This window comes from Mangrovibacter sp. MFB070, assembly GCF_000705335.1.
GTDB classification, from domain to species: Bacteria; Pseudomonadota; Gammaproteobacteria; order Enterobacterales; family Enterobacteriaceae; genus Mangrovibacter; species Mangrovibacter plantisponsor.
On sequence record NZ_JJMI01000008.1, the window covers coordinates 96,044 to 109,846 of the forward strand.

The 13,803-nt window shown below is 50.6% G+C and carries 13 protein-coding genes; all 13 read right to left on the bottom strand.

Features of this window, described 5'->3' with window-relative positions:
- Window positions 1–51 precede the first annotated feature (51 nt).
- The 13 genes from emrB to nrdH all read right to left on the bottom strand — a co-directional run bounded on the left by emrB (window position 52) and on the right by nrdH (window position 13,756).
- Window positions 52–1,587 carry a multidrug efflux MFS transporter permease subunit EmrB gene (gene emrB, locus DT73_RS03270; protein ID WP_036103842.1) on the bottom strand — a complete coding sequence of 512 codons (1,536 nt, stop codon included), beginning with the start codon at window positions 1,585–1,587 and terminating at the stop codon, window positions 52–54.
- A 14-nt stretch (window positions 1,588–1,601) separates the two neighbouring features.
- Entirely contained in the window at window positions 1,602–2,777 is a 1,176-nt protein-coding gene (gene emrA / locus DT73_RS03275; RefSeq protein ID WP_036103845.1) for a multidrug efflux MFS transporter periplasmic adaptor subunit EmrA, read from the bottom strand.
- 134 nt (window positions 2,778–2,911) lie between these two features.
- Window positions 2,912–3,442, bottom strand: coding sequence for a transcriptional repressor MprA (gene mprA, locus DT73_RS03280; protein WP_036103847.1), 531 nt, complete (start codon window positions 3,440–3,442; stop codon window positions 2,912–2,914).
- Between the two features lie 87 nt (window positions 3,443–3,529).
- Window positions 3,530–3,865 carry an L-valine transporter subunit YgaH gene (gene ygaH, locus DT73_RS03285; protein WP_036103858.1) on the bottom strand — a complete coding sequence of 112 codons (336 nt, stop codon included), beginning with the start codon at window positions 3,863–3,865 and terminating at the stop codon, window positions 3,530–3,532.
- Window positions 3,855–4,595: an AzlC family ABC transporter permease gene (locus tag DT73_RS03290; RefSeq protein WP_036103859.1), complete on the bottom strand. Its 741-nt coding sequence runs from the start codon at window positions 4,593–4,595 to the stop codon at window positions 3,855–3,857. Before DT73_RS03290 ends, ygaH begins: the two co-directional genes overlap by 11 nt.
- A 111-nt stretch (window positions 4,596–4,706) precedes the next feature.
- On the bottom strand, window positions 4,707–5,918 hold the full coding sequence (locus DT73_RS03295) for an MFS transporter (RefSeq protein ID WP_051691252.1): 1,212 nt from the start codon (window positions 5,916–5,918) through the stop codon (window positions 4,707–4,709).
- Between the two features lie 161 nt (window positions 5,919–6,079).
- Window positions 6,080–7,075 (bottom strand): glycine betaine/L-proline ABC transporter substrate-binding protein ProX, encoded by a 996-nt coding sequence (proX, locus tag DT73_RS03300; protein WP_036103861.1) that lies wholly within the window; start codon window positions 7,073–7,075, stop codon window positions 6,080–6,082.
- Window positions 7,076–7,212: 137 nt separating this feature from the next.
- Window positions 7,213–8,304, bottom strand: coding sequence for a glycine betaine/L-proline ABC transporter permease ProW (gene proW, locus DT73_RS03305; RefSeq protein WP_036103863.1), 1,092 nt, complete (start codon window positions 8,302–8,304; stop codon window positions 7,213–7,215).
- Entirely contained in the window at window positions 8,297–9,499 is a 1,203-nt protein-coding gene (gene proV, locus DT73_RS03310) for a glycine betaine/L-proline ABC transporter ATP-binding protein ProV (protein WP_036103866.1), read from the bottom strand. The genes proW and proV overlap by 8 nt, the downstream gene beginning before the upstream one ends.
- 512 nt (window positions 9,500–10,011) lie before the next feature.
- On the bottom strand, window positions 10,012–10,974 hold the full coding sequence (gene nrdF / locus DT73_RS03315) for a class 1b ribonucleoside-diphosphate reductase subunit beta (protein WP_036103867.1): 963 nt from the start codon (window positions 10,972–10,974) through the stop codon (window positions 10,012–10,014).
- A gap of 9 nt (window positions 10,975–10,983) precedes the next feature.
- The gene (gene nrdE, locus DT73_RS03320; RefSeq protein WP_084172231.1) at window positions 10,984–13,134 is read right to left on the bottom strand and encodes a class 1b ribonucleoside-diphosphate reductase subunit alpha; all 2,151 of its coding nucleotides are present in this window, start codon (window positions 13,132–13,134) and stop codon (window positions 10,984–10,986) included.
- Window positions 13,116–13,517 carry a class Ib ribonucleoside-diphosphate reductase assembly flavoprotein NrdI gene (gene nrdI / locus DT73_RS03325; protein WP_036103869.1) on the bottom strand — a complete coding sequence of 134 codons (402 nt, stop codon included), beginning with the start codon at window positions 13,515–13,517 and terminating at the stop codon, window positions 13,116–13,118. Before nrdI ends, nrdE begins: the two co-directional genes overlap by 19 nt.
- The gene (gene nrdH / locus DT73_RS03330; RefSeq protein ID WP_036103871.1) at window positions 13,514–13,756 is read right to left on the bottom strand and encodes a glutaredoxin-like protein NrdH; all 243 of its coding nucleotides are present in this window, start codon (window positions 13,754–13,756) and stop codon (window positions 13,514–13,516) included. The genes nrdI and nrdH overlap by 4 nt, the downstream gene beginning before the upstream one ends.
- Between the last annotated feature and the right edge of the window lie 47 nt (window positions 13,757–13,803).

Consider the following 13,803-nt stretch of genomic DNA (forward strand, 5'->3'; position numbering starts at 1 on the left):
CGCGGGCTTTACAACGCCCGCGCTCAGGTTCTGACGCTTTACCTGCGGTTGTCAGTGCGCGCCACCGCCCCCACCGCCTGAACTGAACGGTGGTTTGGCAAACCACACCAGGCTCAGCAAAACAATAAACACGGCGGCTGAAATCCAGAATATCTCGTTGGCAGAGATAATCAGCCCCTGGTTAGTGATTTGCTGGGCAATATACCCGGAAGCCTGCTGGTGAGACATTCCCATACCTTCTAACTGGCTGTACATCTGTTGCGCGTTGGGGTTATACGGCGTAACAGATTCTGTCAGTTGCGCATGGTGCAGTGATTCCCGGTTGGTCCACATCGTTGTCGTGATAGACGTCCCTATTGAACCTGCCAGAGTACGCGTAAAGTTCGACAGGCTGGATGCTGCGGCCAGGCGCTCCGGCGGCAGGCCGGAAAGCGTAATGGTCGTCAGCGGCATAAAGAAGCAGGCAACAGCAAAGCCCTGAATGAACTGCGGCCAGGCAGAAGCGCCAAAATCCATTCCTGGTTCGAATGTCCATGCCCGCCAGTAGAAGCACACCGCGTACATAATAAAGCTGAAGGTGACCAGGCGGCGCATATCCAGCTTATGGGCAAAACGGCCAATGATTGGCGACAGGATCACCGGGATAACCCCGACTGGTGCTGATGCCAAACCTGCCCAGGTTGCTGTGTAGCCATAGACTTCCTGCAATAACTGCGGCAACAGTACAATCGCGCCAAAGTAGAGCATGTAAGCAAGGCTGATACACAGGCAGCCAATGGTAAAGTTTCTCGACTTAAACAACGCCAGGTCCACAATGGGGTTGTCGTCAGTGAGCTCCCATACCACCAGAAAACAGAGCGAAACAACGGCGACAATCGTCAGAATGATAATTTCTTTCGAATTGAACCAGTCGAGCTCTTTCCCCTGGTCAAGCATCACCTGCAGGCAGCCAATACCTAATACCAGCAACGCCAGGCCTATGGCATCTATGCGCCGTTGCTCGGTGCGTGTTTCACGCCCGCGCAGGGTTTGCAGTGTCATCATTACCACGACAACCCCAATAGGCACGTTGATAAAGAATATCCAGCCCCAGTGGTAGTTATCGCTAATCCAGCCACCCAGAATAGGGCCGCAAATCGGCGCAACGATAACGGTCATTGACCACAGCGCAAGGGCAATACTCCGTTTGGCCGGAGGATAATTGCTCAGCAGCAAACTCTGCGACAGCGGAATCAACGGGCCTGCAACCACACCCTGTATGACGCGGAAGAAAATCAGCATCGACAGGCTGTTGGACATCCCGCACGCCCAGGAGGCCACGGCAAAAGCACCGGTGGACCACAGGAATAACTTTACCTCACCCACCCGTTTGGCAAGCCAGCCGGTAATTGGGATGGAGATAGCGTTAGCCACCCCAAATGAGGTAATAACCCAGGTCCCCTGGCTCAACGAAGAGCCAAGGTTACCGGCGATGGTGGGAATGGCGACGTTTGCAATTGTCGAATCCAGCACCTGCATGAATGTCGCCAGAGCCAGCGCAATGGTCATGACAACCAGTTGTGGGCCTTCAAGCGGTTTTTGTGGCATACACCCTCCGCTGTTTACCCTTCGTTGGCCCGGATAATATCGTCAATGGTTTTATTGACTGGCGCCAGAGAAATTTCACGCGCGTTACTTACGTAGGCTGGCGTTTTACGTACTTCACTTGCCAGCACTTTGCCGTCATGGTTACTGGTATCAACAGTCACCAGAGTTGACAGGCCAATACGCAGTGGATGCTGTTCCAGTTGCTTCTCATCAAGCTCAATACGTACAGGCAGGCGCTGAACCACTTTGATCCAGTTACCGGTGGCGTTTTGTGCTGGCAGCAGCGAGAAGGCGCTCCCGGTGCCCATATCAAGGCCAACTACTTTACCGGTGTATTTCACGTCATCGCCATAGATATCGCTGACAACGGTAGCAGACTGCCCAATACGCATGTGCGCCAGTTGGGTTTCTTTGAAGTTAGCGTCAACCCACATATGGTGAGCCGGAACAATCGCCATCAGGGCGCTGGAAGCACTGATTTGCCCGCCAACCTGCACTGCACGCCGGGAAACATAACCTGTTACCGGGCTGACAACATTGGTACGTTGCAGAGCAAGCCAGGCATCACGTACAGCTGCAGCTGCTTGTTTTACACTTGGCTGGTCTTCAATTTTATCGCCCAGCAACATCGCTTTATTGGCGTTGTACTGTTGAACGGCAACATCAAGCTGAGCCTGGGCACTGGCTACGGCATCTTTGGCGTGTTGCAGTTCTTCTTTACCAATCAGGTTATCCGTTCCTAATGGTACACGGCGTTTTAAATCATTCTGCGCTTTCGTTAACGCAGTTTTTTGCAGAGCAATATTTGCTTCGTATTGTTTGCTGTTGATCATCAATTGGTGAACTGATCGCACACTGGAAGCCAGTGCGGTTTTCGCTTTATCAAGCGCCAGCTGTGCATCTGTTGGGTCGAGAGTGACCAGCGTATCGCCTTGTTTTACAAAGTCTGTGTCATCTACCCATACTTTTGTCACACTCCCGGAAACCTGGGACATAATCTGGACCTGGTTTCCCGCGACATAAGCATCGTCAGTGTCTTCATAATGGCGTAGTACCAGGAACCAATAGATTCCGTAACCTACCGCAATAACAACAAAAAGTGTTGTGAGGAAAAGTAACGCGTTCTTTCGCTTACCTTTCTTTTTCTTAGCGTGCTGCTGCGGTGCCTGATTTTCCGCATTTGCGCTCATACTATTCTCCACCATCTTATTATTTTCTTAGGTTTGGTCGGTATGACCCTGTTTTTATCAGACAGGCCAGTCGGGTAATCAACTGGCCTGAGGTTGAATCTGTCTGGTTGTGGCTTGCTATTCGATGCGGGGAGTTATCGTACCGCTTCAAGCACGGTTTCATCGGCTTCCATCTGGTCAAGTCGCAGGAGCAATTTACGCGTGATTGTCTCGAGTTGAGATTTCTCTTGTTCATCCAGTGATGACCAGAGCATGTGCAGACAACTGTGTTGTGGCGGCAATACTTCATCAAGAAAGTCTTTACCTTTTTCAGTTAACTGCAAGTGCAGGCAACGTCTGTCATTATCGCTTTCACGACGTTCAATCCAGCCACGTTTTTCCAGTTCATCAGCAATGCGGGTGGCATTGGTGCGGGAAGAGCCCAGTGCACAGCTTAGTTCAGAAGGCTGGATACTGTGGTTCTCTTGTGACTCAAGCGTGATCAACGCCATAAACAGGGTTTCATTGATACCCTGAGCTTTCAGCATTTTATTACGGTTTTCCAGCAGCTTACCCTGCATGTGCATACACAAGCGGGTCAGCAAAATTTCCTGGTAAGGAAAGGTTTTTTGGCGGCTGGCACGAAACTTAAGCATTTGTTCTATGGGCGTGAACGAACTATCCATTAGATTAACCTCATTAGTTGCAGCCGATATAGTAACTATAGTGATAAATAAAGTAAATGGATTATTCGTGCGCTTAAGGTTCGCTAATTACCCGCCACTCATCAGTTTCAGCGCCAGACCAAAGCTCAGTGCACTGAGCAATGTCGGGATGATAATGGTGCGTAATTTGTAGAAACTGGCAATCAGAACGGCGAAACCGATAGCCACGGGGAGCACATGTTGGTGGTGCTTAATTAAGTCTGGCGCTGTGGAGACGACCAGTAACGCGCAAATAGAGGCGATGCCAATACTGTCGAGTAAAATAGTCACTGCGCCGCGCCGGTTTTGCGTGTTTTGCCCACGGTTCAGGCGCAGCGGCAGGTAACGGAACAGGTAGTTCACGCAACCAACAAACAGCCCGAGTACTAATACATCAATGCTCATCGCTGGCCTCCTGATAAAACGCCTGAATCAATGCTGCAGCACAACCGCAGACGATTCCGCACAGAATCGCCGCCGGAATTGAAAACAAAGTAATACCCAGCACAGCGCCTGCCAGCGCCGCAACCACACACCATGACTGTTTGCGTTGAAATGAAGCCAGCAGGAAACTTAAAAATAACGCTGGCAACATAAAGCTCAGCGAAGCCTCAACGACGGGCCAGTTATCGAGCAGGCCGTTACCTGACCATGCCCCCGCCAGTGTGCCCAATACCCAGGACGCCCAGGAAGTCAGGGCAATGGCTACCATCCAGGATTCACTCCAGCGCCGGTTGTCGCGCACCAGTTTGGCGGTAGCGGCCGCAAAAACTTCATCGGTCAAACCAAACGCCCATAGCGCGGTGCGCGAACCTGTTAACCTGGTGCGGATACGGCTCTGTAGTGAAGGGCCATACAGGATATGGCGAACATCCATCGCCATAACTGTCAGGGCCGCCACCCACAGAGCACTGCCAGCAGACAGCATGGCAGTTATCACAAACTGGCTGGCCCCGGCATATACGATGCAGGAAAAAAAGGTGGCTTCGAGGGGAGTAAATCCCAGTTTGGTGGCATTCAGCCCGAAAGCAAAAGCGACGGGCAGGTAGCTAATCACAATCGGCAGGCTGTCTTTACAACCTTCTGCCCAGGTTGCCGTCGTTTGGGTGTCTGTTACGCAGGAAGATTCCGTCATTTTTATTATCTGTAATTAAATACGAGCCAGAGGATCTCTCGTTGTGGTGTAGAGCGCTGAACACCAGACTAAAGAAGTAAGTGAGCGTTTACTGACTCACCTGGTTATGCGTCATTGCGGGGTTTCGTTAACCGGGGCCTGACGATGATACCCCAGTGCCCATACCACCAGGCTTAGTACACCGGTACCGGCACCGGCCAGGCAAACGCCCATCCAGCCTGCGTGTTGGTAAGCACTTGCAGAAACCAGTGAGCCGAATGCGCCACCAATAAAGTAAGTGGTCATATACCCGGCAGTCAGCCGGTTACGGGCTTGCGGGTACAAACGGTAAATTACACTCTGGTTGGTAATGTGTACACCCTGGACTGTCAGGTCGAGCAGCACAATACCGGCCATTAAAGGGATAACTGAAAATTTCCCCAGATAAATGGCTATCCAGGCCAGAACCAACAGAACCAAACCCGCAGTGGTTGTCAGGTGCGACTTACCTTTATCTGACAGGCCACCGGCCGGGCGGGCTCCCAGTGCACCTGCTGCGCCTGCCAGGCCAAATAAACCAATGACAGCTTCGGAAAAGGAAAAGGGTGGGGCAGAAAGTAAAAACGCCATTGAGGTCCACAACATACTGAACTGCGCAAAGATCAATCCGCCTGTCAGTGCCCGGGTGCGTAATACCCGGTTGTGAAAGTAGAGGGAAAAAATGGAAACCAGTAATTGGGGGTAATTCAGGTGATTTTCCTGTTTTACGGTTGGCAGCATGCGCCAGAGTGCCAGTGCCATCATAATCATCAGGCCACTTGCCAGCCACCAGACTGTGCGCCAGCCACCGAGGCTTGCCAGAGCGCCTGCAACCGTTCGCGCCAGTAAAATGCCCAGCAACAACCCACTCATGATAGTGCCAACAGTGCGGCCACGTTTTTCTGGTGCGGCAAGGGTTGCGGCCAGAGGAACCAGTATCTGAGCCACCACGGAAAATAGCCCGGTTAACGCTGTGCCTACCAGCATCATACTCAGTGAATGGCTGCTGGCCGTGATTATCATGCCGCAGGCGGCCAGCAGGGTCATGCTGACAATCAGCGCACGCCGTTCAAACATATCTCCCAACGGGACAATCAGCAGTAACCCGGCGGCGTAACCCATTTGCGCGGTTGTTACAATAAATCCGGCCTGGTTGACCGAGAGCGAAAACGCCCGGGCGATCGTTTCCAGTAATGGCTGAGCATAATAATTACTGGCAACGGCCAGCCCGGTGGCAACCGCCATCAGGAGCGTCAGTGCAGGCGTTAACGGGCTGGTTTTGGCGGCGTTATATTGTTGAGTCATGACGAGTGTAATTGGCTAATTTGTAGTGAGAATCACAGATAATAGCGAAGATTGATGGAGGAAAAACAATTTGCCCCGGTTATCGGGTAGCAGAACGTGCGGTTTGTGGTGTGGGAGAAAAAAAGAACCTCCCGTGAAGGGAGGTTCTGAGTGGTGGCGTTTTACTTCGCTGCAGCCAGTGAGGCTTTGATCCAGCCATCGAACTCAGACTGGTGAGCTTTGATCCAGCCATCGACATGGCCATTAATATCCGCTTCAGAAGCGTGGCCTGCGTGCATCATGGCATTCTCTGCGTTGATGTCGGCAATAGGCAGTTTCATCAGAGCAAACAGTTTTGCCGCTGCCGGGTTTTTCTCGGCCCAGGCTTTGTTGGCAACAATGTACATGTTGTTGACCGGGAAGCCATAGTTCGCGCCATTGGCAAGTTTGGTATCAACACCTTTCTGTGCGCCAGGCAGTGAAGAGAACGGAACCTGCAACCAGACCACGTCTTTGCCTGGCACCAGAACATCACTTACCCAGTAAGGCGTCCAGGTGTAGTACAGAATCGGTTTGCCTTCTTTATAACGGGTAATGGTATCCGCAATCATTGCGGCGTAGTTACCCTGGTTATGTACAACGGTATTGCTCAAGTCGTAGGCTTTGAGCTGGTGGTTAATCACCGCCTCACAGCCCCAGCCTGGCGTACAACCTGTCAGGTCGGCCTTACCGTCGCCATTGCTGTCGAACAGTTTCGCCAGTTTCGGGTCTTTTAACTGCCCAATATTAGTGATGTGGTATTTCTCAGCGGTTTTTTTGTCGATCAGGTACCCCTGAGCGGCACCGGTTACATAAGTCCCTTCCCGGTAGAATTTTTTATCGCCACCTGCTGCGTTATACATGTCGTCGTGCAGAGGTTTCCAGTTAACCGCCATAAAAGTGGCATCGCCGTTGGCAATAGAGGTGTAACCCACGTTGTAATCAACTTCGCTGGGTTTATCTACGGTGTAGCCCAGTTTCTCCAGCGCACGGCTTACCAGCAGAGTCTGGAAACTTTCCTCAGAGATGGTGCTCTGAACCGGTTTAACGGTAATGCCTTTACCCGGTAAATCCGCCGCAAAGGTGCTGGTGGAAACGAGTGTGGCAAAGGCTGTGGCTAAAAGAACAGAATGTCGCATCGTTATTCCTTTTTTATCATGAGAGACCGAAAACCAATAAGCTGGTTTGTTCGATGATGTGTTGTGCCCGGAAGAACATGGCTATCCAGGTGCTGATGCAGTCTCAGGCAGCCGGAACTGCCTGGACTTGTTGAGCGTTACTTCTTGATGAATGGGCGGGCCAGCAGGCCTGCCGGGCCAGTGGTATACCAGCGGCGGTTACCCCGGCTACGAGCGTCGCGGCCAACTGACTGCGTTAAACGGTCAAGGATAATGGCGAGAATAACGATACCCACACCACCAACCGTTGCCAGCCCCATATCGAGGCGGCCAATGCCACGCAGAACCATTTGCCCCAGACCACCTACAGCAATCATTGATGCAATGACCACCATCGACAGCGCCAGCATCAGTGTCTGGTTTACACCAGCCATAATGGTGGGCATAGCCAACGGCAACTGCACTTTGAACAGCATTTGGCGCGGGCTGGAGCCAAATGAACGGGCTGCCTCAATCAGGTCTGCCGGCACCTGGTTAATCCCCAGAATCGTCAGGCGCACAATGGGTGGCAGTGCAAAGATAATGGTGACAACCACGCCAGGCACGTTGCCGATACCAAACAACATAACGATAGGCACCAGGTAAACAAACGCCGGTGTGGTTTGCATGGCATCCAGTATTGGCCGGACAATTTTCGCAGCTCTCTTGCTACGAGCCAGCCATATTCCCATTGGCAGGCCTATTACCACACAGAACAGCAATGCGGTAAGCACCAGCGCAAGTGTCACCATCGCCTGAGACCATGCTCCAATGGCGCCGATAACAACCAGCGAAATCAGAGTGGCAATACCCATGCCCAGGTTTGACATCTGCCAGGCAATTAAGGCGAATATCAGAATCGCCATTGGTGCTGGCATACCTGTCAGTAAGTGCTGGAATGCACTCAGAATATAATCAATCGGAACACGAATGCCCTGGAATACCGGGCGAAAGTGAAACACTACCCAGTCAATAGCGTGAGTGACCCAGCTATCAAGTGGGATCAGTGTCTTATGGAACGGATCCATAAAGTGAAAGTGTTCGGGTTTGGGAGCCGGCGCGCTGTTTAACCAGTCAGCCGCACCACTGGAGCTGCCTGATGAGGCTGGTGTGCCCCATGCATCAGCTGAAGATGCTGCATTACTTGCTGCATTGCTTGCGGCATCAGTGGTTGCACCACTGGCATCCCATGGATTTGCTGCGTTACTCATTGGTTGATCCCTCCCGGTCTAAGGCTTTCAGCAGTGTCCCTTTAGAGATAATGCCGAGATAGTGTTGGTTGTCGTCGATAACAGGAATCGCACAAGGTGCAAGGCCCACGGTAGAGAGCAGCTCATTAAGCGGCGTTTCTCCTGGTACAGATGTGGGCGATTCCAGTAAGGCGGCATCCAGCCCCTGGCCTTCAGACAGCGCTTTTTTCAGAGAGTCAATCGAGACGATACCGACAAATTTTTGCCCACGTTCAATCACGTAGCCATATTCGCGGTCTTCATCCTGCAGCAGTTTAATTGCTGAGCGGGGCCCAAAACCGGGCGTTTTACGAATCAGCCCAACAGGTGAACGGCGCGCAATATCTTTGGCGCTGAACACATGGCTGATATCCACACCACGGAAGAAGGTGCGTACATAATCGTTTGCCGGGTTATTCAGGATCTCATCCGGGGTGCCTACCTGCACGACTTCGCCGTTTTGCATAATGGCAATACGGTCGCCGATACGCATCGCTTCATCGAGATCATGGGAGATAAACACCACGGTACGTTGATGTTTGGCCTGGAGCTTAACCAGCTCATCCTGCATTTCAGTACGAATTAATGGGTCGAGCGCAGAGAACGCTTCATCCATCAACAGGATGTCCGGGTTAATTGCCAGAGCCCGTGCCAGACCAACACGCTGACGCATACCACCAGATAATTCATCCGGGTAGCTGTGTGCGTAGTTTTCCAGCCCAACCTGGCGAAGTGCATCAAGCGCTTTTTCTTCGCGTTCAGCAACCGGTGTGCCCGACAGCTCCATACCAAAAGCGGTATTTTCCAGTACGTTCATGTGCGGCATCAACGCGAAGGACTGAAAGACCATTGCGATCTTCTTTCTGCGCACCTCACGCAATTCTGCGTCTGAAACCTGGGCAATGTCAGTGCCATCGATCAATACCTGACCGCGGGTGGGTTCAATCAGACGATTGAGAAGGCGGACTAATGTGGATTTACCCGAACCGGATAAGCCCATAACAACAAATATTTCGCCTTCTTCAATGGCCAGACTGGCATCTTTAACGCCGAGAGAGAGACCGGTTTTAGCAAGGATTTCTTCTTTTGATAAACCGCGCTCTATATATTTGAAAGCCCTGTTAGGATGCTCACCAAATATTTTATAAAGGTTCTTAACTTCTAATTTAATTGCCATGCAATAATGGTTTTCCTGTTATTGTTTAAACGCTATAAGTGTCCTGGTGAAAATATTAGTTGCCTATACCCTAACATACTCAGAATTTGAGACAACCCTTAATCCCCCAGTGAAAGTGTGATCCATAACTGAATATTTTTCCACAAACCCCGTGATATAAGGGCTGAGCGCGTAGCGCTGCTGTTGCCAATTTTCTGCAAAATTTGTGCTGTCAGTATATACAATGTTCAGCTTTTAGGCGGATATTGCCGGAGAGTTGGATGATTCAGGAGGGATAATGAGGTGGTTGTAGTGGCAGGATATTTTGTCCTGTAATGTCTCTGTAATAGTAAATATTTGTTAGCCTGAGTATGTAATAATTTTCCCTGTAACCTTGTACTTATACACGCAACTAAACCTGCTTCACCATGCTTGCCAGAAGGTGGTTTGGCCTGACTGATTTAAGTTGCAGTGGCGCACAACTGGTTACCTGTTGCCGGGAAAATCAGCCCTTTTTCCCGGCAATATTTTAATTAGAAGTTCCAGTCTTCATCTTCGGTTTGCAGACTTTTCCCAATAACATAAGAAGAGCCAGCACCCGAAAAAAAATCATGGTTTTCATCTGCGCCAGGCGACAGTGCAGACAAAATTACTGGGTTGACGTCACACATTTGTGCGGGAAACAGTGCCTGATAGCCCAGATTCATCAGAGCCTTATTGGCGTTATAACAAAGAAAAGCAGTTACTTCATCAACCAGGCCTGATTGCTGATACAAACTTTGCGTGTAAGACACTTCATTATCATACAAGTTCATAATCAGGTCTGCGGCTTCATTTTCCAGTTCTTGTTTTTTCTGATGATTCAGTGGCGCCACCATCTGCTGGTATTTATAACCAATGTAATATCCGTGTACTGCTTCATCGCGAATAATAAGGCGAATCAGATCTGCGGTATTGGTTAATTTCCCTCGTCCTGACCAATATATTGGCAAGTAAAACCCCGAGTAAAATAAAAATGATTCCAGGCAAACACTGGCAATTTTCTTACGATATGGACATTCCCCTCGGTAATACTGAAGTATTAACGCAACCTTGTGTTGCAGCCATGGGTTTTCTTCGCTCCACTGGTATGCCGCATCCACTTCCTGCATTGAACACAGGGTGGAGAAAACTGCGCTGTAGGAGCGGGCATGTACTGCTTCCATAAAGCTGATATTGGACAGCACCGCTTCTTCATGGGGAGTCAGGGCATCGGGCATCAGGCCGGGAGCTCCCACCGTATTTTGCACGGTATCAAGCAGGGTTAACCCGGTAAAGACGCGAATGGTCAGTGTTTGTTCTTCGTGGCTCAGTGTTTGCCAGGAAGGCAAGTCATTGGCCAGTGGTATTTTTTCCGGTAACCAGAAATTGGCAGTCAGCCGGTTCCAGATTTCCAGGTCTTTGGTGTCAATTAGCCGGTTCCAGTTAATGGCGCTAACAGGGCGTTGTGTATTCATGGTTATTCCTTACAGTGTGCAGGAGACACAGCCGTCAATGGCGGTGCCTGCTAACGCCTGTTGGCGCAGGCGAATGTAATAGAGAGTTTTGATACCTTTTTGCCAGGCATAAATTTGTGCTTTATTGATATCGCGAGTGGTTGCGGTATCCGGGAAAAAGAGCGTCAGCGATAACCCCTGGTCGATGTGTTGTGTGGCTGCAGCATAGGTATCAATAATTTTTTCTGGCCCAATTTGCCAGGCATCCTGGTAGAGGTGTTTGTTGTGCTCAGTAATAAAAGGTGCCGGGTAATACACCCGGCCAGTTTTGCCCTCTTTACGGATTTCAATGGGGGCGATGACCGGGTGAATACTGGATGTAGCATGGTTGATATAGGAGATGGAACCAGTGGGCGGGACAGCCTGCAAATTCTGGTTATATAACCCATCGCGCATGATGTCGTCACGCAACTGGCTCCACATTGCCTGGTCGGGTATGCAAATATTCGCACGGTCAAACAGTTGCTGTACCCGGGCTGTTTCTGGTCGCCACAACTTGCTGGTGTAACGTTGGAAATATTCACCGCTTGCGTACTGCGACTGTTCAAACCCTGCAAAACGCTGGCCACGTTCACGGGCGAGCCGGTTAGACGCACGCAACGCATACCATGCAATGCAGTAAAAATAGATGTTGGTGAAATCAATGGCTTCTGTTGAGCCATAGGCAATCCCTTCGCGCGCCAGAAAACCATGCAGGTTCATTTGACCCAGCCCAATTGCATGAGCCGACGCGTTTCCTGCCATTACTGAAGGCACGCACTCAATAGCGCTTAAATCTGAAACTGCACTTAATGCCCGGACGGCTGTTTCAACGGTTTGTGCAAAATCGGGGGAGTCCATTGTATGAGCAATATTTAACGACCCCAGATTACAAGAGATATCTTTACCGGTGTGCAGGTAATCCAGGTTTTCCGCCAGCACGGAAGGTTGGTTAACCTGCAGAATTTCAGAGCACAGGTTGCTCATGTTGATATAACCCGCAATCGGGTTGGCCCGGTTTACCGTGTCTTCAAACATGATGTAGGGATAGCCCGATTCAAACTGTACTTCAGCCAGAATACGGAAAAAATCACGGGCCCGAACCCAGCGTTTGCGAATGCGTGTGTCGGCTACCAGTGAATCATAGTGCTGGCTGATGCTGATATCGCAAAACGCCTTTCCGGTTACCCGCTCAACATCGTAGGGTGAAAACAGAGCCATCTGCGCATCTTCTTTGGCTAACCGAAAAGTGATATCAGGGATAACCACGCCCAGCGACAGGGTTTTGATACGCAGTTTTTCATCGGCGTTTTCTCTTTTGGTATCCAGAAAACGTAAAATATCGGGGTGATGCGCATGCAACCATACCGCTCCGGCACCTTGTCTGGCGCCCAGTTGGTTGGCGTAACTGAACGCATCTTCCAGCATTTTCATGACAGGTATGACACCGGAAGACTGGTTCTCAATTCTTTTTATTGGCGCGCCAGCTTCACGTAATGCAGACAATACAAAGGCTACGCCGCCACCACGTTTGGATAGCTGCAATGCGTGAGTAACAGCCCGGCCAATGGATTCCATGTTGTCTTCGATACGTAACAAAAAACAGGAGACCAGCTCGCCACGCTGTTGCTTGCCAGCATTAAGGAATGTTGGTGTGGCAGGCTGGAAGCGGCCTGTGAGTATTTCGGTAAGTATTTGTGCTGCAAAACGAGCGTCTCCCTGGGCCAGAGTGAGCGCGACCATGCAGGCTCGTTGCGGGAAATCTTCCAGGTACTGTGAGCCATCAAAGCTTTTCAGGGCATAGCTGTTATAAAACTTCCACGCGCCCAGAAAGGTTGCAAACTGGTGCTTACTTAAAGCGGCAGTAAGAAACAGGTTTCCCAGTTCTTCTGGCGTGTACTGGGCCAGTATCGCGCCATCGTAATAACCTTCATCCACCAGTGTTTCCAGGCGTACAGCATCGGTTGTGAAAGTGCGTGTTGCGGGAGTTATGTGTTGGTGTAAATAAGCCTCCACCGCTGCTTTGTCTTTATCCAGTTGTAATTGCCCCGCGCTGTTATACATATTCAGCATGGCATTAAGCGCGTGGTAATCCAGGTCGCGGGTGGCTGTTGTGGTTGCGGTTATAGTTGCTGTAGCCAAAATTGTTTTACTCCCTTTCTCACGTTTTCGACGTCTTCAGGTGTGCCGAGTAATTCGAACCGATACAGGCAGGGCACCTGGCATTTTTCAGCGATTACTTTGCCGGCAAGACAATATCCGGCACCAAAACTTCGGTTACCGGAAGCGATCACTCCCTTCAGCAAACGCCGGTTTTCTGGTTGGTTCAGAAACCGAATAACCGGAGCCGGAACAGCTCCGTTACTGCCACCGCCACCATAAGTGGGCACAATCAAAATAAAGGGCTCGCTGGCATGGAGTATTGGATGCGGCGGCGTGGTGATGCGCAGTGCGGGCATTGCCAGGCGTTCGACAAATCGGTGTGTATTTCCCGATGAACTGGAGTAATACACCAGATTGCTCATGCTTCAGCCCCGGGTTGTGAATGCAGGCGGTTAATCATATCCGGGCGGAAACCGCTCCAGCGCAAAGTATCAGTAATGACAACCGGCAACTGAAGAAACCCCTGGCTTTTTAACCAGCCAACACATTCCGGGTGGGCGTCGGTATCAATCAAAGTAAAGGGGATTGCGCGTTGTGCCAGCATGCGTTTGGTGGCATGGCACTGTACACAGCTCTCTTTTGTGTAAATGCTAATGCTCATGATTCGTATTCTCATATATAGGGTTAAAAAAACACCCGGACGCACAG